This is a genomic window from Candidatus Poriferisocius sp., assembly GCF_965208355.1.
GTDB lineage: Bacteria > Actinomycetota > Acidimicrobiia > Acidimicrobiales > Bin134 > Poriferisocius.
On record NZ_CBDBOM010000003.1, the window covers coordinates 1,302,915 to 1,325,610 of the forward strand.

Annotated in this window: 18 protein-coding genes and 1 pseudogene; 6 read left to right on the plus strand and 13 right to left on the minus strand. The window is 63.6% G+C overall.

Annotation, left to right across the window (positions count from 1 at the left end; translation table 11 throughout):
* Positions 1 to 3: 3 nt before the first annotated feature.
* From ACOGXH_RS07310 to ACOGXH_RS07360, 11 genes and pseudogenes are all read right to left on the minus strand, one after another.
* Positions 4 to 1,179 carry a Gfo/Idh/MocA family protein gene (locus ACOGXH_RS07310; RefSeq protein WP_419928450.1) on the minus strand — a complete coding sequence of 392 codons (1,176 nt, stop codon included), beginning with the start codon at positions 1,177 to 1,179 and terminating at the stop codon, positions 4 to 6.
* Positions 1,176 to 2,141, minus strand: a complete 966-nt coding sequence (locus ACOGXH_RS07315) for an NAD(P)-dependent oxidoreductase (RefSeq protein ID WP_419928451.1) — start codon at positions 2,139 to 2,141, stop codon at positions 1,176 to 1,178. Before ACOGXH_RS07315 ends, ACOGXH_RS07310 begins: the two co-directional genes overlap by 4 nt.
* Before the next feature lie 34 nt (positions 2,142 to 2,175).
* Positions 2,176 to 3,135, minus strand: coding sequence for a 5-dehydro-2-deoxygluconokinase (iolC, locus tag ACOGXH_RS07320; protein ID WP_419928452.1), 960 nt, complete (start codon positions 3,133 to 3,135; stop codon positions 2,176 to 2,178).
* A gap of 32 nt (positions 3,136 to 3,167) precedes the next feature.
* On the minus strand, positions 3,168 to 3,947 hold the full coding sequence (locus ACOGXH_RS07325; protein WP_419928453.1) for an ATP-binding cassette domain-containing protein: 780 nt from the start codon (positions 3,945 to 3,947) through the stop codon (positions 3,168 to 3,170).
* Positions 3,948 to 3,999: 52 nt separating this feature from the next.
* Complete coding sequence (locus tag ACOGXH_RS07330; RefSeq protein WP_419928454.1) at positions 4,000 to 6,228, minus strand: ABC transporter permease; 2,229 nt, start codon at positions 6,226 to 6,228, stop codon at positions 4,000 to 4,002.
* 146 nt (positions 6,229 to 6,374) lie between these two features.
* Positions 6,375 to 7,418 (minus strand): substrate-binding domain-containing protein, encoded by a 1,044-nt coding sequence (locus tag ACOGXH_RS07335; protein ID WP_419928455.1) that lies wholly within the window; start codon positions 7,416 to 7,418, stop codon positions 6,375 to 6,377.
* Positions 7,419 to 7,446: 28 nt separating this feature from the next.
* Positions 7,447 to 8,361, minus strand: a complete 915-nt coding sequence (locus tag ACOGXH_RS07340; RefSeq protein ID WP_419928456.1) for a sugar phosphate isomerase/epimerase family protein — start codon at positions 8,359 to 8,361, stop codon at positions 7,447 to 7,449.
* A 92-nt stretch (positions 8,362 to 8,453) separates the two neighbouring features.
* Complete coding sequence (locus ACOGXH_RS07345) at positions 8,454 to 9,095, minus strand: HAD family hydrolase (RefSeq protein WP_419928457.1); 642 nt, start codon at positions 9,093 to 9,095, stop codon at positions 8,454 to 8,456.
* A 17-nt stretch (positions 9,096 to 9,112) separates the two neighbouring features.
* Complete coding sequence (locus ACOGXH_RS07350) at positions 9,113 to 11,641, minus strand: RCC1 domain-containing protein (RefSeq protein WP_419928458.1); 2,529 nt, start codon at positions 11,639 to 11,641, stop codon at positions 9,113 to 9,115.
* Positions 11,642 to 11,721: 80 nt separating this feature from the next.
* The gene (gene ligA, locus ACOGXH_RS07355; protein ID WP_419928459.1) at positions 11,722 to 13,770 is read right to left on the minus strand and encodes an NAD-dependent DNA ligase LigA; all 2,049 of its coding nucleotides are present in this window, start codon (positions 13,768 to 13,770) and stop codon (positions 11,722 to 11,724) included.
* A gap of 86 nt (positions 13,771 to 13,856) precedes the next feature.
* Positions 13,857 to 15,014 (minus strand): annotated as a pseudogene (locus ACOGXH_RS07360) (adenosylhomocysteinase); the annotation flags it as partial.
* A 92-nt stretch (positions 15,015 to 15,106) separates the two neighbouring features.
* Here ACOGXH_RS07360 and ACOGXH_RS07365 point away from each other — a divergent pair.
* Together ACOGXH_RS07365 and ACOGXH_RS07370 are read left to right on the plus strand one after the other, a co-directional pair.
* Positions 15,107 to 15,997 carry a hypothetical protein gene (locus tag ACOGXH_RS07365; protein ID WP_419928460.1) on the plus strand — a complete coding sequence of 297 codons (891 nt, stop codon included), beginning with the start codon at positions 15,107 to 15,109 and terminating at the stop codon, positions 15,995 to 15,997.
* A 66-nt stretch (positions 15,998 to 16,063) separates the two neighbouring features.
* Positions 16,064 to 16,561 carry a MarR family winged helix-turn-helix transcriptional regulator gene (locus tag ACOGXH_RS07370; protein WP_419928461.1) on the plus strand — a complete coding sequence of 166 codons (498 nt, stop codon included), beginning with the start codon at positions 16,064 to 16,066 and terminating at the stop codon, positions 16,559 to 16,561.
* Here the strand turns inward: ACOGXH_RS07370 and ACOGXH_RS07375 are convergent.
* Positions 16,558 to 16,977 carry a hypothetical protein gene (locus ACOGXH_RS07375; protein ID WP_419928462.1) on the minus strand — a complete coding sequence of 140 codons (420 nt, stop codon included), beginning with the start codon at positions 16,975 to 16,977 and terminating at the stop codon, positions 16,558 to 16,560. The two genes, ACOGXH_RS07370 and ACOGXH_RS07375, sit on opposite strands and share 4 nt — an antisense overlap.
* Positions 16,978 to 17,120: 143 nt before the next feature.
* On the opposite strand from ACOGXH_RS07375, the gene ACOGXH_RS07380 reads away from it, so the two are divergent.
* Positions 17,121 to 19,019, plus strand: a complete 1,899-nt coding sequence (locus ACOGXH_RS07380; protein WP_419930339.1) for a protein kinase domain-containing protein — start codon at positions 17,121 to 17,123, stop codon at positions 19,017 to 19,019.
* A gap of 9 nt (positions 19,020 to 19,028) precedes the next feature.
* On the opposite strand, the gene ACOGXH_RS07385 is transcribed toward ACOGXH_RS07380, so the two are convergent.
* Entirely contained in the window at positions 19,029 to 19,454 is a 426-nt protein-coding gene (locus ACOGXH_RS07385; protein WP_419928463.1) for a hypothetical protein, read from the minus strand.
* Between the two features lie 63 nt (positions 19,455 to 19,517).
* On the opposite strand from ACOGXH_RS07385, the gene gatC reads away from it, so the two are divergent.
* From gatC to gatB, 3 genes are read left to right on the plus strand one after another with little or no spacing between them, the layout of a single operon-like run.
* Positions 19,518 to 19,823 (plus strand): Asp-tRNA(Asn)/Glu-tRNA(Gln) amidotransferase subunit GatC, encoded by a 306-nt coding sequence (gatC, locus tag ACOGXH_RS07390; RefSeq protein WP_419928464.1) that lies wholly within the window; start codon positions 19,518 to 19,520, stop codon positions 19,821 to 19,823.
* On the plus strand, positions 19,820 to 21,235 hold the full coding sequence (gene gatA, locus ACOGXH_RS07395) for an Asp-tRNA(Asn)/Glu-tRNA(Gln) amidotransferase subunit GatA (RefSeq protein WP_419928465.1): 1,416 nt from the start codon (positions 19,820 to 19,822) through the stop codon (positions 21,233 to 21,235). The genes gatC and gatA overlap by 4 nt, the downstream gene beginning before the upstream one ends.
* On the plus strand, positions 21,235 to 22,686 hold the full coding sequence (gatB, locus tag ACOGXH_RS07400; RefSeq protein ID WP_419928466.1) for an Asp-tRNA(Asn)/Glu-tRNA(Gln) amidotransferase subunit GatB: 1,452 nt from the start codon (positions 21,235 to 21,237) through the stop codon (positions 22,684 to 22,686). Before gatA ends, gatB begins: the two co-directional genes overlap by 1 nt.
* Positions 22,687 to 22,696: the final 10 nt, after the last annotated feature.

A 22,696-nucleotide genomic window follows, 5' to 3' on the forward strand; every position in this document is an offset into this window, starting at 1 on the left:
CCTTCACTCGATCTCTAGCGATACCACATCTTCCCAGGCACCGGTCTCCCAGCTTTTCAGCATGGCGGCTTGCACGCTCACACAGGCCAGAGCCTGCTCCATGCCCGCGCTGTGGGGTCGGCCCTCGGCCACTGCGGTTAGGAACTCGTGGTCCTGGATGGTCACCATGTCCTCGAAGCCGATGGAGTTGGCGTCGCCGGGCACGAAAGCGCCGTGATAGGGGTGGCGTTCGCTGGCCCGCACGGTGGTGTAGCCCTGCTGGGGGTCGGATGCCCTGAACAACTGGAGCTCGTTCAGGGTCTCGTGGTTCCAGCTCAGCGCACCCTCGGTGCCGTAAATGTCAAAGGCCATCTGGCTCTGGGGGCCGACGATGGCCCTACTTGATTCGAACACGCCGTGGCTGCCGTTGGCGAACACGGCTAGCGCGGCGAAGTAGTCCTCGTTGGTGACCTCCCCAGTCGGGTCGCCGGGGCTGCCTCGGTCGTAGTGGGTGCCGGCTCCCGAGGGAAGCGGGCGCTCCTTGATGAAGGTCTCCCCGATGCCCACCACCCGGGAAATGGGACCGTTGAGCATCAAAGCCAGGTCCACCGCGTGGCTCAGAATGTCGGTGGTGGCGCCGTGACCGGCCTGGTCGATCAGAAAACGCCAGGAGAGCAGGCCCATGGGGTCGGCCCCATACATGGAGAAGAACCGGCCCCGATAGTTGGAGATCTGCCCCAGCTGACCGGTGGCGATTAGCTCTCGGGCGTAGAGCACCAGGGGAGCGAAGCGGTAGTTGTAGCCCACCCCGGTGACTATCCCGGCTTGGCGGCAGGCATGGGCGATTCGGGCGGTTTGGCTGGGGGTGCCTCCCACCGGCTTCTCGCAGAACACGTGCTTTCCGGCTTCGGCAGCCGCCGTGGCCAATGGCTCGTGCAGCATGTTGGGAGCGCAGACAACGACAACATCCACGTCGGGATGCTCGACTGCGGGCTCCCAGTCTTCGGTGGCCTCCCGGAAACCGAAGGTACTAACCGCCGCATGGCGGCGGGACTCCACGTTGTCGGAGCAGATCACCAAGTCCACGTCGTAGGCCCGATCCTCGAATAGCGTGGGCAGCCGCAGGTAGGAGCGGGTGTGGGCCTGGCCCATCCAGCCGAAGCCCACCACGGCCAGCCCGAGTCGCTTTGGGGAGGTCATGACCCGGTCCCTACCCGGCGGTCCACTCCCGGATGGGCTGCGGCAGGGTCGAGCAGGTGCTCGGGTATTCCGCCCCGCAGCCAGGCGAGAGCCTGGTCCAGCGCTTGGCCTATCAGCCTGACGATGCCCACTGTGGTGGTCGAGGCCACATGGGGGGTGACGACCACATTGATGCGGCCCAGCAGGGGATGGTCGGGGGGCAGCGGCTCAGGTTCGGTGACGTCGAGGCCCGCGCCGGCCACGAGACCCGAGTCGAGGGCGGCCAACAGGGCTTCTTGGTCCAGCAATGTCCCCCGAGCGCAATTGATGATGATCACGCCGGGGCGCATGGCAGCCAGCGAATTCGAGTTGATGATGTGGTGGGTCTCGGGGGTGGCCGGCGCGTGCAGCGACACCACGTCGGCCTCGCCCCATAGATGGTCTAGGCCGACCAACTCGCCCACGGGAGAGACCTCCAGATAGGGGTCGTAGACCAGAACCCTCATCCCCAATGCCTCGGCGTAACCCCCCAGAAGGGAGCCGATCCGCCCGCAGCCCACCAAACCCAGCACTCGCCCGTCCAACTCCAGCGCGCCGGGGCCAGTAAGTCGGCCAGGGCCACCCGCGGTACCGGCAGCCAGACGTGCTTCTGAGCCCTTGAGCCGTTTGGCCACCGCCAGCATCAACGCCAGGGCGTGCTCGGCGGTGGAAACCGTGGGGGCGTCGGGGGTGTTGGTGGCGGCCACCCCGTGGGCCGCGCAGGCAGCGACGTCCACGTTGTCGTAGCCGATGCCCGAGCGGGCCACCACCTTGAGATTGGGCAGCCGGCGGCAGGCATCGTCGTCCCACGGCCGGTCGGCGGCCACCACCACGCCGTCGGCGTGCTCTGGGCCGTCAACCAACTCAACGTCGGGGGGAATAACCAATTCAGATGGGGGAGTGCGGTCGATCCAGATCCGGATCTTGTTGTCTGATCTGGTCATGCTCCGGCCTCGCCGGTGAAATCTGTTGGAGCGATCATTGTCCTCGGGCCAGCATCTCGTCGATCTCCGCAGGGGTGGGCATGGCGTCAGAACAGGCCAGGCGACCAGCCACGATAGCCCCGGCGGCGTTGGCCCGAGTGACGATTTCAACCGGGTCGAGGCCCGCCAGCAGCCCATCGGCCAGCGACCCTCCGAAGGCGTCACCGGCGCCGAGGCCGCATACCACCTCCACTGGCATGGGGCGCACCTCGGCGCGGCTCTCTGGGGTGGCGACCAGCACGCCGTCGGCCCCCTGTTTCACTATGGCCAGCGACACTCCTCGATCCAGCAACCGATCGGCGGCGGTATGGGGATCGGAGGTGCCGATGGCAATTTCGCACTCGGTGCGATTGCCCACCGCCACGGTGGCCAATTCGACGGCCTGACCGATGTGGGTCCCGGCCTCTTGGGGGGAGTTCCAGAAGCTGGGGCGGTAGTCCAAGTCGAGCACGGTGTGGGGACGGCGATTCCGCCGGTCGAGTACCTCCATCACGGTGGAGCGGGACGGTTCTTGGGCGAAGCGGGATCCGGCCGTCCACAGCACGGGTACCTCGTCGGCAATATTGGGGACATCGGCAGGCCGCAGGTTCATCTCCGGGCCGCGGGGCTCGCGATAGAACAGAAGCGGCGGATCGGTCGGGGGGTCGAGGGCGCAGAAGGCCAACGCGGTGCGCAGGTCGGGATCGGTGGTCACATAGCGGTTGTCCACCCCGAACTTCTCGGCCAGATCGGCCCGGATGTACTCGCCGAAGCCGTCGTCTCCCACCCGGGTCACCACCGCGGCCCTTCGTCCCAATCGCGCGCAGGCCACGGCCACGTTGGTGGGCGATCCGCCAATCGACTTGGCGAAAGTCTGGACCTTGCTCAGTGGAACACCGCTCTGCTGGGGATACAGATCGACGCTGACCCGTCCGATGGTCAGCACTTCGAGATCGGTTGCCTGGGTCTCAGCCACGCAGTGATGCTAGTTGTGGCCCGAATCAACCTCTATGTGCCGGCTTGAGCCAGCTCGTGCTGAAGGGCGTCTAGTTCCGCGCCACCGGCCATGAGCTGGGTCAGATCGGTCTGAGACAGCTCTTCTTTGGCCCAATTGCCCATGGACACGCCCCGGTTGAGGATCACGAAACGGTCGCCCACCGGATAGGCGTGGTTGGGGTTGTGGGTGATGAAGATGACCGCCAAGCCCTGGTCCCGGGCTTCAATGATGCGCCGCAGCACCACCCCCGACTGCTTCACCCCCAGCGCTGAGGTGGGCTCGTCGAGGATCAACACCCGGGCGCCGAAATAGCTGGCCCGGGCGATGGCCACCGACTGCCTTTCGCCGCCGGAGAGCGTGCCCACGGGCTGTTCGACGTCGCGGATGTCGATGCCCATCTTGGCCATCTCTTCTTTGGCGATGCGCTTGGCCCCCTCGATGTCGATCTGGCGGAAGGGCCAGATGCCGGTCTTGGGCTCGGCACCGAGGAAGAAGTTCCGCCATACCGACATCAGCGGGACAATGGCCAAGTCCTGGTACACGGTGGCGATGCCTCGGGCCAGAGCTTCGCGGGGCGAGTTGAAGCGCACGTCTTCGCCTTCCATGCGCAATGTGCCCTCGTCGTGCTGGTGCACGCCGGCCAGGATCTTGATGAACGTGGACTTGCCCGCGCCATTGTCACCCAACACGCAGGTGACCTCGCCGGGGTTCACCGTGGTGCTCACCCCGGTTAGGGCGATGATGTTCCCGTAGAACTTCGAGATGTTGTTCAGTTCGAGGAAGTCGGCCATCAGCAGGTCTCCTTGAGGTTCTTGGTAGTCCGTTTGGTTTGCCGCGAGATAGTCATCGGACCTTCTCCGCTTGAGAGCGCACGTAGTTGTTGACCAGCACCGCCACCAGCAGCAAGGCGCCCAATACCAGGAAGCGCCAGTCGCTGTTCCATGTGGCGAAACCGATGCCGGAGGTGATCATGCCCCAGATAACCGCGCCGATAGCCGCGCCGATAGCCGATCCGTAGCCGCCGGTGAGCAGGCAGCCGCCGACCACCGCCACGATGATGTAGCGGAACTCGTTTCCGTCGCCCACGTTGGCTTGCACCGAATTGAGCCGGAAGGCGATCACCATGCCGGTGACCCAGGCCGACGCCGAAACCAGCATGAACAGCGTGGTCTTGGTGCGGGCCGCAGGCACACCCACCGAGCGGGAAGCATCCTTGTTGCCGCCCACCGCAAAGATCCAGTTGCCGAACTGGGTGCGGGCCAGTACCCAGGCCCCCAACACGGCAAACAACAAGAACAACATCACGCCGACGCCGAATCGGGTCTCGGCCCGGGTAGCGGCCAATTCCTCACTGGTGATGAACATCAGCTTGGCCGCTATGCCCAGCATGACTGATCCGAGCCCGACGAAGACCAGCGAACGGCCCACGCTCTCATCGGAGGTGAACAGCGTGCGGAAGAGGGTGGCCAGGGCGAAGACCGCAAATGCGACGATGCCACCCTTGGCCACCGCCATGATGATGCTGTAGAGAATTCCGTCGCCGTCGGCCAATTCCAAGACCAATGACACCAGCCCCGCGGCCAATCCGAGCACTGTCCCTATTTGTCGAGCGAGGGGTCCGTGAATCGGAGGTGGTGGGGCACTTGTGCGCCGAGCTGCGATCAGCCCGGCGACGGCGGAGGCGGCCAGTAGGAGAGCGATCAACAGCAGCGCGGTGAACAGCTCCACCCGCAGCTTGCGGGAATCTGCTTCCGACTGGATAAAGAAAGCCAGAATCACGATACCCACCGAGGTGAGGAGGGTGAACAGCGCCGCCAGGCCGCGGCGCCGGGCGGCAATGCTGAGCAGCACCACCCCGGCGATGGCCAAGATGCCGAACAGGATGGCCCGGGCGCCCTGCACGGTGATCATGTAGCTGACGCCGGGGACGAGGGCAATGAGCGCACCGATGGCGGGGTATCCCACGCTGACCCGGCCCAGTGCGGCCAGCACGGCCAACACCCCAGTGGCGCCGATGCCGATGGCCAAAACGGCACGGCCCGGCGTGCCGGTCAAGAAGTCGAGGCGATCGGCGTTGCTGGAGTCCATGACCGCGGCGATCAAAATGGCTCCGATGATGGCCACAACCCCGGCGATCAGGAATTGGACCACCCTCGGGTCGTGTTCTGTAGGGGCTGGTTCTCGCTCAGCTGGTTGGTAGCGGGCCAAGCACCAGCCAGCCACCCCCACCAGCACTCCCGCTCCAGTAATGATTCCGAATACCCAGTTGGAGCTCTTGCTGTCTTGGTTGAGCAAAAGGATGTAGCCGATGGCGCCAACGGCCGCACCGATCGCCGAGATCAGGTATCCGCCCATGTTGGGCTTCTCGCGTCGGGCGTAGGCCAACTCCATGGTGCCCAAGATCAAGACGACCGCGCCGATGATGAGCAGGCCGCTCCAGGCCCAGTCTCGATCGTCCCAGATGTGACCGTTTCGGACCCAGGTGGCACCGAAGATGTTGTCCCAGAACTCATAGCCGCCCGAGCGGTCGAGACCCTCGGCGATCACTTTGTTGGTGAACAGCTTGGTGAAGCCCAGTTTGGCCCCGATGAGGATGAAGAATGTGCCCAGGGTGACGATGAAGCTGGGCAACGAGGTCTTGTCCACCAGCGTCCCGTTGAACCAGCCGATGGCCAAGGCAAAGGCCAAGGAGAGCGGGACCGCAAGGTGAAGGCTGAGCCCGGCACCGCCCAACTCGGCGGTGTCGCTGCTCAACAAAACCACAATTACCGCGGTGGCCCCAGTCATGGAGCCCGAGGAGAGGTCGAATTCACCCCCGATCATCAAAAGGGCCACCGGTATTGCCATCAAGCCGAGGGTGGCGGCCACGTCCAGGTAGTTGGCCGTGCCCCCTGCGGTGCCAAATGGCGCTGACACCAGCCAGAACAAGAGCCAAACGCCGACTGCGCCGATGAGCGCGCCGATCTCCGGTCTGGTCAGCAGTTGTTGGACCGGGCCTCGATGGGCTAGTCGCTCGTCTTCAACCGGCGGCAAGCTGTCCGCAGTATCAGTCGTAGTGGTCGCTTCGGCCACGAGAGTCCCCCCTCTATACCTGGGCGATATACCCGGCCAATGAATTTTGTTGACTATAAGCGAAACGCAAGGAGCGCTGCCCGGATACCCGGGCAGCGCTCCTTATTTCTTGCGACGCGCTCAGCGTCGCAAATCAGTTTTTGGGATTATCGGGTTCCCTGGGACACCAGTGCCTTGACGTCCGCCGCGTTGGCGGTGTCGACGAAGCCAGGACCGGTGAGGATGGGCAAGCCGCCGCCCGCGGTGTTGAGGTTGGTGGCTTGCAGGTGCATCAGGATGACCGGCAGGTAGCCCTGGAGGTACTGCTGCTGGTCGACGGTGAAGGCCACGTTGCCCTGCTCAATCTGATCGATGAGGTCGCTGGACAGGTCGAAGCCGCCGATGATGAGTTCCCGTCCGGCTTGCTCACCGGCAGCCAGGGCCCGCAGGGGCAAGTTCGGTCCTACACCCAGAACAGCATCGATTGTTGGATCACCCTGTAGGCGAGCAGCGATATTGTTCTGCTGCTCATCGGGGGTGGCGTCGAGTCCGACGAACTCCGAGGTCACCTGGCCGTTGAAGGTTTCGGCCAAGCCATTGCAGCGCTCTTCCAGAGCCACGTTGGTCTGCTCCTGGCGGGCGCAGAGCACGTGGGTGGCACCCAGAGCGTTGAACCGCTCGCCGGCGCCGTTACCGGCCACGGTCTCGGTTTGCCCGATGTGGGTGGTCGCGCCCAGGGCCTTGTAGTTGTTCACACCAGAGTTGAGCGTGTATAGCGGAATGCCCGCGGCGACAACGGCCTCAGCAGCCGACTGGACGCCGGCCGGGTCGGCCAGCGAGATGGCGATACCGCTGGAGCCGGCGGCGATGGCCGCCTCAATCTCCTGGGCTTGCCTCAAGGCGTCGTTGTTGGAGCCGAAGTAGACGACGTCGCAACCGATGGCTGCGGCGGCGTCGCGCACGGCCACCTCGACCACTGACCAGAAGGTGCCGGAGTCACCGTGGGTGATGACGTGGTAGGTGTGGTCGCAACCCTGGGTGGGGTCGACTTCCACGGCCTCCGTCGGCGCTGGAGCTTCAGTGGCTGGTGCCGCTGCTTCGGTAGGTGCGCTGGGTGCAGGCTCGCTGGAGTCATCGTCGTCGTTGCCGCAGGCTGCGGCTACGAGCGTGAACGCCAGGAGCAAAGCAAACAGCTTCCATAGCTTTCTCATTATTGAATTACCCCTCTCAAGGTAGTTGTCATTGGTTTTGTGAGGTTCCGGCACCCGCGAGTACGGGTTCCAGACTGCGCAGGAAATCGATGCTCTGGCGGGCGTCGAACCTCAGCCGAGCTACCGCAGAGGGATCATCCTCTGAGATTGCCGCATCCTGCTCCAGGACGTACCAGAGGTCGCGTCCTGTCTTTTCAAGGAGGTCGACGATCTCGGTGATCGGCAGCCCTCCCTGACCTAGCGGCGGGAACAAGCCACGCTGTACGCCCTCCATGAGCGACAGCTCTCCCGCCATGACCTGGGCAGCGATGCCCAGGTCGACGTCTTTGATGTGCACAAGTGCAATGCGATCCAGATAGCGCTTGGTCATGTCCAGGACGTCAGCGCCCCCTAACAGAAAGTGCGCGGTGTCGAGCACCAGAGCGGTATTGCTGATTTCCAGGATGCGCTCGGCCTCCTCTGCGGTCTCCACCAGGCATCCGAAGTGGGCGTGCAGAGCCTGAGTCAGACCATGGTCGCTGGCCACTCGTCCTACTTCGGCCAGAGCGTCGGCCACGATTTGCCATTCGTGATCGGCCAACGGCTCTTGGCGCCAGTCGTCCAAGTGGCTGACCACACAAGTGACGAAGAAGCGACCGCCTCCACCGGCGATCAGCGCCGCAGACTCAGCAGCCGAGGCCAGGCTGTCCTCGGCAAGAAGGGGATCGTGCAAAACCAGGGGTACGAAGCCCCCGAGCAGCGACAATTTGTGGAGCTCGAGTACGGCTCGCAGATCGCCGGGATCGGTGGGCAAATACCCCAGTGACCCAAGCTCAGTATGGGTGAATCCGGCGCTGGACATCTCCGTCAGGACGGCTTCAACAGGAAGCTGAAATCCCCAGCCGGGCATCTCGCACACACCCCAACTGATGGGCGCGGTCGCGGTTCGCTCAAACAGTGTCATGTGCGCGCCGGATCCCCTTCTTCGCGCCCCTCCAATGCCCCATTTTGCTAGTGATCTTGCCAAATGGTCAAGCCGAAATTTCCCAAATGGCTCTATTTCGAGGCTATTACCATGTCGAGTTCAGCGAGAGCGCTAGAAATGTCGTGTTCCACCAGGATTCCGTGCATGCCGAGCTGGCGTGCGGCATCCACGTTGGGTTCGAAGTCGTCCAAGAATGCGCTCGTATCCGGGCTGGGAACTCCCAGCTGATCAAGGGCTAGCTGGTAGATCCTCGGGTCGGGTTTGCGCATGCCCACCGCACTGGAATCGATCACCGCCTCGAACAGCTCGTCGACGGGGATGAGGTTGCGCCACATGTCGCCGAACTCTTTGGCGTTGTTGGTGATGATGGCCTGTGGTATGCCCGCTTCGTTGATCTCTCGGACTTTTGACACCGCCATCTCTCGTCGCTCGTCGCTGTTGGTACCAGACATGGCATTGAAGAACCCCTCGGAGTTGAATCCCTCAATGCCGTCAGCCCGGCAGGCCGCCGCCGCCGCATCCAGTGCCTCAGCCAGAGTCCCCTCGCCCCGTTCCAGCCGATGCCAGGGGTGGTCGCCATTGGCCTCATAGCGCCCGAAGACGTGCTCCAGGAGACGCTCGTTGGTGGTGCCCAGCGAGCGGGCATAGTCGTCGAGGTGGAATGGCGATCCGGTGAACACCCCGCCAAAATCCCAAAACACTGCCTTGATCATCAAGAGCTCCTTGAAGGTCAGGCCGAAGCGTATCGGCCACCCCAGCAGCTGACCGAGCCGTTCTCGCGCAATGCGCATGTGTGGTAGTCGCCGGCCGTAATGGCAGTGAAGCTTCCACTAGGGATCCCATCCAGTTGTCCAACCACACTTCCGTCTATGTCCTGATTGGATCCCCAGCATTCGATAAAGCCGTTACTTCGAAGTCCGCAAGTATGGAATAACCCGGCTGAGACGACAGCAAAATTGCCCTTGGGGATGTTGTCCAACTGCCCGTATGTGTTGCGGCCCCAGCAGATGATGTTCCCGCTATTGCGTAATCCGCAAGCGTGGTGGCCGCCAGCGCTTATTGCCGAAAACTGCCCGGAGGGGACTCGGGTCTGTCCCCAGCTGTTCTCGCCCCAGCACACAGCAGTCCTTTCAGGGCGCAGTCCACAAGTGAAACCCCTGCTTGTTGAGATCGAGGTGAATCTTCCGGTGGGGGCATCCGCTCTTGCATGGTCGTTCTCGCCCCAGCATTGGACTGTCTCATCGACTCTCAGGCCGCAGCTAAACCACTGACCCGAAGAAACCGCTGTGAACTGTCCCGAGGGCGCGTCGGACTCCGACCCCCAGCAGATGACAGTACCGTTGTCGCGAAGCCCGCAGGCGTGGATATAGCCAGCGGAGACGGCAGCGAAGGCTCCAGGGGGAGCGTTGGATGATCCATGGCCTCCGCTACCCCAGCACTGGATTGTGCCGTCTCGTCGAATGCCACAGGTAAATCCCCTCCCGGCCTCGATGTCCGTGAATGCGCCTCCGGGAACCGGCAAGCCTTTGAAATAGTCGCCGCCCCAGCAACTGAGGGAGCCATCATCCCTTACTCCGCACACATGCCAGGGCGCTGCTGCGATTGTCATGAACTGGCCGCTCGGTACCTCCAGAGCACCTAATGCGTTCGTGCCCCAACACTTGACGGCGCCATCTTGCTTCAATCCACAGGTGTAGCCTCTTCCCGCGGCGATAGAGGCAAAGGTCTCAATGGGCGCATCCAACTCGCCGTTGTCATTGGAACCCCAACATTTGGCAGTGCCATTGGGCCGTAGGCCGCAGGTGTGCCAGGTGCCAGCGGAGAGGGAAATGAAGGTTCCGCCAGGGGGACTTGATTGGCCGATGAATTTGCCGTGTCCGTCGTTGTTGGATCCCCAGCATTGGGCGGTGCCGTTGGGCCGTAGGCCACAGGTGTGCCAGGTGCCAGCGGACAGGGCAGTGAAGATCCCGCCGGGCGCTCTCGATTGGTTTACGTAGATGTTGTGCCAGATGTCAAGGTTGCTGCCCCAGCATTGGACCGTGCCGTTATCTCTCAGGCCGCAGGTATGTAGATTTCCCGCGGTTATGGCTGTGAACTGGCCGCTAGGCGGACTTGTGAGGCCTATCTCGTTTCCCCGCTCATCATCGTTGAATCCCCAGCACTCGATTTGGCCATTGGCCCGCAAGCCGCAGGTGTGCCACAGACCGGCAGCAATCGAGGTGAATGAGCCTGCCGGAGCGTCTTTTGCCTCAAGGTAATTCTCGCCCCAACATTCTGCGGTGCCGTCTTGACGTAAACCGCAACTGTGGTACTGAGCAGCAGTCACGGTGGAGAAAGTGCCTTTGGGGATGTTGAGCTTATTCAGATCACAGCGGTGGTGCTGAGGCCACCCCAGCTTGAAGAGGTCGTCGCAGCCTATGCGATTGTCGCCGAGCGTGGCACGAGCACTAGGCGTAGTCATGATGGACAGGAATTGCGAGTCATGACCGAGTTGGAAGACTGAATGGCCCAATTCATGGCCTATGAGGATGGAGTGATTCCTGCTGTCGTTGGAGTACCTCTCCAGAGTCGGGACGGTGGCGCTACCGCGTTCGACGACTGCATAACCTGATACGCCACTTCCAGGAGCGATTCCAGCAAGAATCAGCGTGAATTGGTATTGGCCCGAAGCGAATATCTCTGCTTCGCATGGATTCATGCCGTGCTCAGCCGACCAGTCGCCAATTCTTGCGCTGTTCCACGCCACATCGGGGGACACAATGCCGCCGGGTACAAGGTTCAGGGCGACCGTGTTCGAAGACTCGCGCAAGAAGAAGTCGCGGATGTCGCCGTTGAGTCTGTCGGCTTCAGATTGCAGGTTCGCTTGGGTGTATCCGGCGTTGGCCGGGACGCAGTAGAAGACGTGGACTTCGATTGGTGCTAGGGCGGGCTGTTCCGGGTCGGGTTGTAGGACGCAGCCGCCGGGCACGAGTTGGGTGTCGATGTCGAATCGGCAGCGGTAGATGTTGAGGAGCGACTCCTGGGCGGCGATCAGCTCATCGCGTAGCGTGACCTGGTTTCGGGTGGGCGTTCCCGCAAAGGCAGCAGGCTCGGTTGGACCCTGGCTGGGCTGGCTACTCACGCAGCCGCCGGGCACCTGTTGGGTGTCGATGTCGAATCGGCAGCGGTAGACGTTGAGGAGCGACTCCTGGGCGGCAATCAGCTGATCTCGGACAGTGATGTCGTGGAGGGTTGCGCTGTCATTCTGCGCGACCGCCACACCGCTTCCGAGAGCAAACGACGAGGTTGCGAGCATTGCGATTGCCGAGAAGACAATCGCGTAGCGCTTCACTCTTCTCCTCAAGCGAATTCTCCAGTTTCCAGCAGCCGTTCGAACTGTGCTTGATCGAGCACCGGAACGCCTAACTCCTCGGCTTTGTCCAATTTGGAGGCCCCGGGATTCTCGCCCACCACCAACGCCGTGGTCTTGGCCGACACGCTGCCCGGCGACTTGCCGCCCCGGGCCTTGATGGCGGCGCCCACACCGTCGCGGGTGTAGCCCTCGAGCCCGCCGGTGACCACGATGGTCATTCCGTCCAGGGTCTGGGGTAGTGCTTCGGCCCCTGCATCGCCGCCGGTGCCTTGGGCGAAGTTGAGACCAGCTGCCCGTAGCTTCTCCACGATCTCTCGATTGACCTCCGATTGGAAGAACTCGTGGACGCTCTCCGCCATGATCGGCCCGATTCCGTCTACTTCGGCCAGGTCCTCCACGGGCGCCTCCATGATCCGGTTCAAGCCGCCGAAGGCATCGGCCAATAGCTCGCTGGTGGTGTCACCCAAATGCCGGATGTTGAGCCCCACCAGCAGCCGGGACAGGGGCTGTTGCTTGGAGGCCTCAATGGCGGCGGCCAAGTTGGATACGGAGAGCTCACCAAACCCCTCAAGCTCGCGGATGCGTTCATAGGGAAGGGCATAGATGTCGCCAACGTCGGAAATGAACCCGAGATCGATAAACAATCGAACTCGCTGCTCGCCCAAGTGCTCGATGTCCAGTGCGTTGCGGGCGGCGAAATGCTCAATCCAGCCTCGGAGCTGTTCGGGACAACGGGGGAAGCGGCAGTAGTGGGCTGCGTCACCCTCTTGGCGGGTGAGCGGCTGCTGGCGGGGGCAGGGGCAAACCGAGGGGAAGTCCCACACGGCCAATTCGTCTGGGCGGTCGGCTAGCACCGGCCCAATCACCTCGGGGATCACGTCGCCAGCCTTGCGGACCACCACAGTGTCGCCGGGGCGGACGTCCTTGGCCCTTACTTGGTCTTCGTTGTGCAATGTGGCCATCTCCACGGTGGAACCGCCGACGAATACCGGCTCCAGCACCGCAAATGGGGTGGCCTTCCCTTTGCTGCCAATGGACACCTGGATTCTTCGCAGCTTGGTGGTCTTCTCTTCGGGGGGAAGCTTGTAGGCGACAGCCCAGCGGGGAGCTCGGCTAGTAGATCCGAGTTCCTGTTGGAGATCGAGGCGGTCGACCTTGATGACGGCGCCGTCGATTTCATAGGGCAGGTCATGGCGCTTGGCTCCGCAGTGCTCTATGAACTGCCAGGCTGCGTCGATGGATCCGGCCGTGGTTGTCTCTGGATTGATCGGCAGCTTCAGCTCTTTCAGGTACTCCAGGGTGGCGCTGTGAGTATCCAGCCCCGGTCCTCCCTGTACTTCGCCGACGGAATAGCACCACATGGACAGTCCTCGGGTGGCAGTGATCGACGGGTCTTTCTGTCGCAGTGACCCGGCTGCGGTATTGCGGGGATTGGCGTAGCGGGGCTTGCCCTCGGCTTCCTGTTGAGCGTTTAGAGCACCAAAGGCGGCCAGGGGCATGTAGACCTCACCGCGCACTTCGAGCACTTGTGGCGCGCCCGTCGGAAGCCGATGGGGTACGGACTCGATGGTCAGGATATTCGCCGTGATGTCCTCGCCTACGCGCCCATTGCCTCGGGTAGCAGCCTGTACCAGCCTGCCGCCCTCATAGCGCAGAGAAACGGCCAGTCCGTCGAACTTGAGCTCGCACACCAGGTCGCCAAAGTCTTCCGCAGCCAGACGGCGCCGGGCCCGGTCGGCCCATGCGTTCAGCTCGTCCTGGTCAAAGGCGTTGTCCAGCGACATCATCGGCACCCGGTGCTCCACCGGAGCGAATAATGTCGACGGGTCGGCCCCAACCGTTTGAGTGGGGGAGTCGGCTTGAACTAGCTGAGGGTGGGCGGACTCTAGCTCCAGCAACTTCTGTTTCAGTTGGTCATAGTCAGCGTCGGGAATTTCCGGGGCGTCGTCAGCGTGGTACCGCTGGTCGTGATAGCGGATGAGCTCGATCAGCTCCGCGATGCGCTCTTCCGGGCGGTTTTCCGCTCCCTCAGTCACTTGCCGGATAGTACTGCTAGCTGGTGACAGCAAGATTGCTAGACCAGTGTCTAGCCCCATGGTGTCAGTCTTTGGTCTGGCGGATGTCAGGCGGACCGCATGGCTTCTAGTACGGCCAGGGCGACTTCGTGGTTTATGGCCTCGGGCACGGGGTGGGGACCCAGGGGCAGGGTTTCGCCATGGGTGGCCAGAAGCTCCAATGAGCGGGCCTGAAGGGTGAAGCCGAGGTCCATTGACTCTATGGAGTTGCCCCGTGAGCCTTGCGCGGCAAGGTTCACGATCTGCCCATCGGCAATCACGAACACGCTCTTGTCGGCACCGAGGTCGTAGCGGGTGAGCGACGGTTCCAGGGGGCTGGCTGACGCCGCATCTTTGAGTTCCGACACGGTGATCTCCCGGTCGGTATGGCCCGCGTTGGCGAGCACGGCGCCGTCGCGCATTTGGCGGATCAGGTCGACGTCGACCACGCCCTCCCGTCCGGTAGCAGTGATGAAGACTTGCCCGATTCGCGCCGCTTCGGATGCGCTGGCGATGCTGAATCCGTCCATGGCCGCTTCGAGCAACTTCACCGGGTCGGGATCCACCACCACAACGTTGGCACCGCGGGCCGCGGCGAATTGCGCAACGCCTCTGCCGCACCAGCCGTAGCCGAACACCACCACGACCTTGGCGTGAAGCGAGATGTTGGTAGTGCTCACGACGGCGTCGACCACCGACTCGCCCACCCCGTACTTGTTCTCCACAATCGACTTGAGCGGGCTGTCGTTGATGACGATAACGGGCATCCCCACCCGCTGGGCATACTGCTCTCTCAGCAGAAAGGCGCCCGAGGTGGTCTCCTCTGTGGCCCCTAGCGGCAACCTGCCGGCTTCTATGCACGCCACGATCAGTTCCGCGCCGTTGTCCAGCAAGAGATCGAATCCCATGGCGGCCATATGTTCGAGGTGCGCAGACACCGAGTGGGCGTCGTCGTCGGGACGGTCGAGCACTTCGCAGCCCCACGACTCGATTTCTGCGACGGTGTCGAATTGGGTGGTGCCCACGTTTCCCAAGGCGGTTACTTGCGCACCCCCGCGAATGAGCGCGTCGATCAGCACCGCAGTCTTGGGCTCCAAGTGAATCCGCAGGCCGATGCCGAGGCCGTCGAAGGGACGGGTGCGGCTGAATTCTTCGGCCGCAGATGCCAGCACAGGCATGTGGCGACGGGTCCAGGCGATACGCCCGCGTGCGTCACCCATGAATCTGAGCCGACGAACAAGCGTGACGTACCCAACAAAGGCGACTCACAGCCGAGATGGTAGAGGTTGGCTTTCCTTGGGGTAGGGAAGATGCTGTAGTGGGACGAGTGAAGGGTCTCTCGGGGGATCGGGCTTGGGCCTGGTTGGTGCGAGTGTGGTGGGCGGCATTGCCGTTCACTGCTGGGCCGCTCTTGGCCGATGGATTGCACGAGACCGGCGCGGCCTGGCGGACCACAGCGTCGGTGGGGCTATGGGTGGTGTGGGGCGTAGTCCTGGTGGGGTCGTTGCTGGCTCATCCGGCCACTCTGGTCTTGGTACGACTGGCCACACCCTCCGCAGTCGTGGCTTTGGTTTGGTCGGGGAGGGAGGGGGCCGACTGGGGCGAGGTTGCCCTGGTTGCGGCCATCACCGCCGGGGTGGCCGCAGTGTCGCTGAGCGCTCCAGTGGGCCATTTGTTTGTGAATGGCATTTCCTATGGTGACGAAGCACGGCTCTTGCTGAGACCGTCGGCGCTGCTGCTGGCCGGGCCGCTGCCTGTAGCGGCGGCAGTCACGGTCGGAGGCGTGGTGAGCGGTCCACTGCTGTTGGCTGCTGAGCATTGGGCTATCGGAGGGGTGGTCACCGCGGCAGGCGGAGCTCTCGCAATGGTCGGCGCTCGCTCACTCCATTCGCTCACCAGGCGGTGGCTGGTGTTCGTTCCTGCCGGCGTCGTGCTCCACGACCACCTTGCGGTGCAAGATCCCGTTCTGCTCCGTCGCCGGGCGGTGGCCAGCTTCGGGCCCGCTAGACAAGGGTCCGATGCCTTGGACCTCACCCAAGGTGCCGCTGGTTTGATATTGGAGCTGGCCACTAGCCAGCCAATCGCCCTGACCCCGCCCACTCGACGCAAGGGTTCGGCCGAAGAGGTCCAGACCAGCGGCATCCTCATCGCCATTTCGCGTCCTGGCTATGCAGTGACCCTGGCCCACCAGCGCCAGCTCATTTCCTGAGCCCCTGAGCACCCCTAGAACTTAGGCACTAAGATTCCGAGTGCTGAAGCAACTAGGGGGGCGAGCATGGCGAGTCAGTTCACTGATCCTGATCTGGACGCCTCGCCCATTGGGATATTCGGGCGGATATCTCGGATCGACCGATTGTTCGAGCAGTCAATGGCCGAGTTCCTCCGCCCCCATGGCCTCACGCTCGGCCTATTCGACGTACTGGCGGCGCTGCGGAGAAACGGGGAGCCGTTTCAGGCCAAGCCAAGCGAGCTGGCCGCCATGACCATGCTCACTTCGGGGGGAATGACCGGGCGCGTAGACCAGCTCGAGAAGCTGAATCTGGTCTGTCGTGTGCCCGATCCCGACGACCGCCGGGTGATGATGGCCCAGCTCAGTCCGGAGGGCAAAGACCTCATAGACCGGCTCATGGGCGAGCACTTAGAGCGCGAGCGGGACCGATTGGAGTGGTTGCAGGACGGAGAGTCGGTGGAGTTCGCCGACTACTTGCGCATGCTGGAGGCATCCCTGCGGTCCCTCGACGGAGGGGTGCAGACAGAGGGGTCTGACGACTAGGAGGCTGAAAAGCACCAAGAGATGGTGTCGGAGTCGGCGGGGCCGACCTCTTGGCGCCAATAGGTCACCAGTACGCAGTTTTGTTCGGCGCGCAGGCTCTCGATCGCCTTGCCTTGATCGGGTCGAAACGTGAACCGGTTGAGATTGGGGAGATGTCGAATCTGACCAGGCGGAATCTCCACTCCGTTGATGGTCAGCCGGGCGTCGTAGCCGACGGCCAAGTCGATGCCCACAGTCTCCTGGGAGAGGACTTCAGCGTTGCGGGGAGGGATGAGTTCGTCCACCGCGGCGTTGCCGGTAACGGTCACGTCGTTGTCATCGGTGTCGGCCAGAAACAAAGCCAAGAGGATGGCCGCGGCCCCCATCAGAGCCGCAATGCCCAACAGCACCCGGCGCAGAACGATGGATTCCAGCACGCTTCAAGTGTGCCCGCTGACAGGGTGCGGAGACACCCTGGGTGGCGCGGAACTTCTTGATTCGCCAGGTACCCTCAGAGTGTGACCCAAGCAAGCGGGGCGCCCGGTGACCCTCAGTCAACTACACCGCCTCGGTGGTCAGCATGACCCAAGGCGGCGGGGAGATCGGCCGAGTTCTGGGCGGGCGCTACCGGCTCGTGACCCGCATCGGCGCAGGTCGATTCACCCATGTCTACTTGGCCTACGACTTGTCTCAGTCGCGTCGGGTGGCGGTCAAGCTGCTGGCCGAGGAGGTTTTGCCCGAAGGGTGGAACAGAGATGGGGTATTCGCCAGCCGCTTCCTGGAGGCGGCTGAGGAGGCTGCCGCGGTGGTCCACCCGCATTTGGCCGCGGTGTACGACTGGGGAGACTCCGATGTCGGCCCTTATGTGGTGTACGAGTATCTGGTGGGCGGAAGCCTCCGGGGCATGCTCGATGCTGGACACTTGCTGTCGCCCTCTCAGACGCTGATGGTCGGATTGGAGGTGGCCCGCGGGCTTGAGCACATTCATGGCCTTGGCCTCGTCCATCAAGATGTTCGGCCCTCCAACATCCTGTTCGACGGCCGCGGTCGATCCCGCCTGGCTGATCTGGGAACGTCATCGGTATTGAACTCGTTCGAGTCGGGCGGGGTGCTCATGTCGAGGTCGGTCTTCTCGGAGATCGACGCGGTGCGCTACTCCTCCCCGGAGCAGGCGCAGAGACTGGTTCCCGACCACAAGAGCGACGTGTACTCCCTGGTTCTGGTGCTTACCGAGGCGTTGTCAGGCCGAGTGCCATTTGAATCCGACGATCCCGAATACACGCAGATGGCCAAGATGAGCCGCCAGCTCGACCTGGCCGGTCAATTCGACCGGTTGGGACGGGTGTTGGAAATGGCAGGCCGGCCGGAACGGGACGATCGTCCCAGCGCCCACGATCTGGGACTCGCGCTGCTGGCGTCGGCGGGAACACTGCCCCGGCCGGCGCCGCTTCCGCTGCCCAAAGAAGGGCCGGAGATCCCCGATACCGCGGAGACCGCTGCGATAGGGGTGCCTCCGAGTCGTTCAGAGGCCGCAAGCGCACCGCCCGATGCCGGTCGTCCTCCGTACCGACGGCTGCTGGCGGCACTGGTGGTCGTGGTCTTGCTGGGGGCGGCCGGATTTGGGGTGTTTGCCCTCTGGGAGAGGCAGTTCGGTACTGAAACCCAACCGGTGCCGGATCTGACGGGCGCCGACGACGCTGAACTGCTTCGCATTGAGAGCGAATTCGGCTGGGTTCTCAACCGCCTCGACCAGAGACAAGACGGCACGGTGGCGGGCCAAGTACTCCGACAAGCGCCCCAACCGGGTACCGAATTGGAGGAGGGGGAGACCGTCACGGTGTGGGTGTCATTGGGTCCTGAGCTGGTGGCCATTCCCAGCAACCTGGCCGGCCTCGCCGTGGAGGATGCTGAGATTTCGCTGGGTGCGGTGGGCCTTTCGGTGGGGGATATCACCCAGCGGCCGGACGAAACAGTGATTGCCGGAGTGGTCATCGAGGTGGACGAGCTCTTCACCGAGGTGGAACCGGGCTCCAGCGTGGATTTGGTGGTTTCGCTGGGGCCATTGCCCCGCGTGGTGCCCGACATCGAAACCGGCTCTTCGCTGGCTGTGGCCAGGGAAAGGCTGGAACAAGTCCGTCTGGGAGTGTTGGAGTGGCGGGTGTCAGACAATGAGGTGCAGGTCGACCACGTGGTGAGATTGGAGCCTCCGCCGGGAACCGAGGTGGCCGCCGACTCGATAATCACTGTGGTGGTCTCCACAGGGCCTGAACAGGTACGAGTACCCGATGTGGCCACCCTCGGAGCTGGCGATGCCCTAGGCGTTCTGGAAGAAGCGGGTTTGTGTCTTGGCGAGATCGAGGGTCCGCTGGAATCCGAGATCCTGGCGTCCAACCCTCCCGCCGATACCGTCGTGGACTTCGGCACGTGCGTAGACCTGTTCACCCGCCCCGACGAGGAGGAGGGTGGGAGTTCCGGATAAGGCTGACCGCTATTCCAGGTCGGTGATTTCCTGAAGGCGGGTCTGAGCATGTCGGGCGAAGGCGACTTGTTCTTCGCTCATTCCCTCGCCGAAGAGTATGAGGACAAGGGCCAAGTCGCCGTCTACCCGAAGGGTGCCGGTGAGGAAGCCGTGGGCCACGATGTCGGGGTCGTCAGTAACGAATGCGGCCAGGGCTGCGGGATAGTCGAGGATCACGGTGGCATCAGGGTCTTCCAGGTTGCCGGGAACGGGCAGCGGCCCCCCCGCTTCGGTGTCGATGTAGGCCATGAACCGGCCGTCACCGAAGGGGGTTCCGGTGACCATCAGGTTGACTCTGGCCCTTTGCCCTGTCGCTGGCGCGGTTGACGCAAGCTCCTCCCGCAGCGCCATTGCCGCATCGATCCATTCGGGGCTGAGAAACCGGTGCGACCCCATCTAGGCAACGTAGGCCACGGAGCGACTCCGGCGTGGGAATGGGCGGTACGATGTCGATTTGGTATGGGGAAGCAACGCATAACTCGGGCCGAGTGCGCCCATGTGGCCGCGTTGGCCCGCCTGGAGCTGACCGATGAGGAGCTGGACCGTTTCACCGGCCAGCTCGACGAGCTGTTGGACCATGTGGCCGAGGTGGAAGCTCTCAACATCGACAACCTGTCCCCGACAATGCATCCGCTGGCGATATTCAACCGGCTTCGTCCCGATCAGCCAGGCGAGGTGCTGGACCGCGACGAAGTCATGGCTCAGGCTCCTCATCCCGAGGACGGTCAGTTCCGGGTGCCCCCGGTCTTGGGAGAAGCCCCATGACTGCATTGGAAATCGCCGCGGCCGTACGATCGGGCGAGCGGTCGGCCCGATCGGTGGTGGACGAATGCCTAGGCGCTATAGCCGAGGGCGATGATGACATCCACGCTTTCAACCTGGTGACCGCGGCGCAGGCTCGTGCTTGGGCTGACGAGATCGACGCCGCGGTGGTCGCCGGCCAAGACCCCGGCCCACTGGCCGGGGTTCCGGTGGCCCTCAAAGACAACCTGTGTACCCGCGGGCTGGCCACCACCTGCTCCTCCCGCATTCTGGAAGGCTGGGCGCCGCCTTATGACGCCACGGTCGTGGAATCACTGCGAGATGCGGGTGCAGTATTTGTGGGCAAGACCAATATGGACGAGTTCGCCATGGGCAGCTCCACCGAGAACTCGGCTTTCGGCCCCACCCGTAACCCGTGCGACCCTAGTCGGGTGCCGGGAGGCTCGTCGGGGGGCAGTGCGGCCGCGGTGGCCGCCGGTTTCGCCCCGGTGGCGCTGGGCAGCGACACCGGCGGGTCAATCCGCCAGCCCGCCGGGCTGTGCGGGGTGGTTGGCGTCAAACCTACCTACGGCCTGGTGTCCCGCTACGGCCTGGTGGCCTTCGCCTCGTCTTTGGACCAAATAGGCCCGTTCACCACCACGGTGGCCGATTCGGCGGCGGTACTGGATGTGATCAGCGGCCCCGATCCTCGGGATTCCACCAGCATCGGCGAACTCCAGCCACCGGTATCAGCCTCACTGGACGATGGGGTGGACGGGCTCCGGGTGGGGGTGCTGGCCGAGCTGAGCGGCGACGGCATCTCTCCCGACGTGTCCGCCCGATTACAGGCCGCGGTTGGCGCCCTGGAATCGGCTGGGGCCCGAGTAGAAGAGGCCAGCGTCCCCGCGGCGGTTTTCGGGCTGTCGGCCTACTACCTGATCGCCCCCGCTGAAGCGTCCAGCAATCTGGCCCGTTACGACGGGGTCCGCTATGGATTGCGGATGGACGCTTCCAACACGCCTGACATGAACACCGCCAGCCGCTCTGCCGGCTTCGGCGATGAGGTCAAGCGCCGCATCATGATCGGCACCTACGCCCTGTCGGCCGGGTACTACGACGCCTACTACGGCAAAGCGCAGAAGGTCCGCACACTGATCATCAACGACTTCGCCTCGGTGTGGGAGCAGTTCGACCTACTGGTGAGCCCCACCTCGCCCACCACCGCATTCTCGCTGGGCGAGCGCACCGCCGACCCCATGGCCATGTACATGAGCGACGTATGCACCGTTCCGGTGAACCTCACCGGACAGACCGCCATGTCGGTGCCCTACGGCGTCGGCGACGACGGCCTGCCGGTGGGCGTGCAGGTCATGGCCCCCGCCTTGGGAGAATCGGTCATGTTCCGGGCCGCTGCGGTTCTGGAAGCGAGCCTGTGATGAGCGCGGACACCCTCGACGTTCCCGGATTGGGAGCCCCGGCCGACACCGAGTGGGAGACGGTGGTGGGGTTAGAGGTCCACGCCGAGCTGGCCACCGAGACCAAGCTGTTCAGTGCCAGTCCCAACCGGTTCGGCGGCGAACCCAACACCCACATCGACCCGGTGTCTCTTGGATTGCCGGGTTCGCTGCCCGTCCTCAACGAGAAAGCGGTGGAGCTGGCCATCCGGGTGGGACTGTCCCTCAACTGCCGGGTCCAGCCATCGATTTTCGCCCGCAAGAACTACTTCTATCCCGACATGCCCAAGGACTTTCAGATCAGCCAGTACGACCAGCCGATCAACGTCGACGGCTGGCTGGAGCTGCCCTCAGGCAAGCGGATCGGAATCGAGCGGGCCCATCTGGAGGAGGACACCGGCAAGACCGTCCACATCGGCGGGGGAGGGCGTATCCACGAGGCCGGTTACTCGCTAGTTGACTACAACCGGGCCGGGGTGCCGCTCATTGAGATCGTGGGCCACCCGGAGCTGCGATCGGCTGAGGAAGCCCGCCAATACGTGACGGAATTGCGATCCATCTTGGTAGCGGTGGGGGCGTCGGACGGCAAGATGGAGGAGGGTTCGCTGCGGGTGGACTGCAATGTGTCAGTGAGGCCGCTTGGCAGCGACCGGCTGGGCACCCGGTGCGAGATCAAGAACGTGAACTCGTTGCGCTCGCTGGGCCGGGCCATCGAGTATGAGTCACGCCGTCAGATCGACCAGTTGATCAGCGGCCATCCGATAGAGCAGCAGACCCGGCATTGGAACGAGGACGACGGGCGCACCCACGCCCTGCGCTCTAAGGAGGAGGACTACGACTACCGCTACTTTCCCGAGCCCGATCTACTGCCGCTCGACCCCAGCGCCGAGTGGGTGGAGCAGATCCGCCAGGCGCTGCCGGCATTGCCCCGAGACCGCCGGCTGTCATTGGCGGAGGCAGCCCCCACAGTCGACGCCGACCACATTGCACTGGCCGTCGAGCGCTCGATGGACGAGCTGGCGCTGGCCGCCATCAGCAGGGGAGGTCCATCCGATCGGGTGATGACCCATGTGGTCCAAAACCTGGCCGACGGAGTTGGAATGCTCTCCCCGGAATCCCTAGCCGGCTTGGTGGCCATGGAGGCGGCGGGCGAGCTGACCGCAACCCAAGCCAAAAAGGTGCTGGCTGTGCTGGTGGAGAGCGGGGGATCGCCCCAAGAAGCGGCCCAGTCACTGGGGTTTGAGGCCATGGACTCCGGCGAGCTGGAGACCCTGGTGGATGGGCTCATCAGCGAGCACCCCGACGAGTGGTCCCGCTTCTGCGACGGCGACAACAAGCTCACCGGGTTCTTCGTCGGCCAAGTCATGAAGGCCACCCAAGGCCGGGCCGACGGAAACGCAGTCACCCAGCTCCTCAACGCCCGCCGCGGCTAGCAGTCTGGAG

Bases quoted from the DNA above. Each gene is read 5' to 3' on its own strand.
- ACOGXH_RS07385 (WP_419928463.1), bottom strand. From the start codon at position 19,454: ATGGGGTCGCACCGGTTTCTCAGCCCCGAATGGATCGATGCGGCAATG.
- ACOGXH_RS07325 (WP_419928453.1), bottom strand. From the start codon at position 3,947: ATGGCCGACTTCCTCGAACTGAACAACATCTCGAAGTTCTACGGGAAC.
- ACOGXH_RS07340 (WP_419928456.1), bottom strand. From the start codon at position 8,361: ATGACACTGTTTGAGCGAACCGCGACCGCGCCCATCAGTTGGGGTGTG.
- ACOGXH_RS07310 (WP_419928450.1), bottom strand. From the start codon at position 1,179: ATGACCTCCCCAAAGCGACTCGGGCTGGCCGTGGTGGGCTTCGGCTGG.
- ACOGXH_RS07370 (WP_419928461.1), top strand. From the start codon at position 16,064: ATGGCGAGTCAGTTCACTGATCCTGATCTGGACGCCTCGCCCATTGGG.
- ACOGXH_RS07380 (WP_419930339.1), top strand. From the start codon at position 17,121: ATGACCCAAGGCGGCGGGGAGATCGGCCGAGTTCTGGGCGGGCGCTAC.
- gatC (WP_419928464.1), top strand. From the start codon at position 19,518: ATGGGGAAGCAACGCATAACTCGGGCCGAGTGCGCCCATGTGGCCGCG.
- ACOGXH_RS07315 (WP_419928451.1), bottom strand. From the start codon at position 2,141: ATGACCAGATCAGACAACAAGATCCGGATCTGGATCGACCGCACTCCC.
- gatB (WP_419928466.1), top strand. From the start codon at position 21,235: ATGAGCGCGGACACCCTCGACGTTCCCGGATTGGGAGCCCCGGCCGAC.
- ACOGXH_RS07335 (WP_419928455.1), bottom strand. From the start codon at position 7,418: ATGAGAAAGCTATGGAAGCTGTTTGCTTTGCTCCTGGCGTTCACGCTC.
- gatA (WP_419928465.1), top strand. From the start codon at position 19,820: ATGACTGCATTGGAAATCGCCGCGGCCGTACGATCGGGCGAGCGGTCG.
- ACOGXH_RS07345 (WP_419928457.1), bottom strand. From the start codon at position 9,095: ATGATCAAGGCAGTGTTTTGGGATTTTGGCGGGGTGTTCACCGGATCG.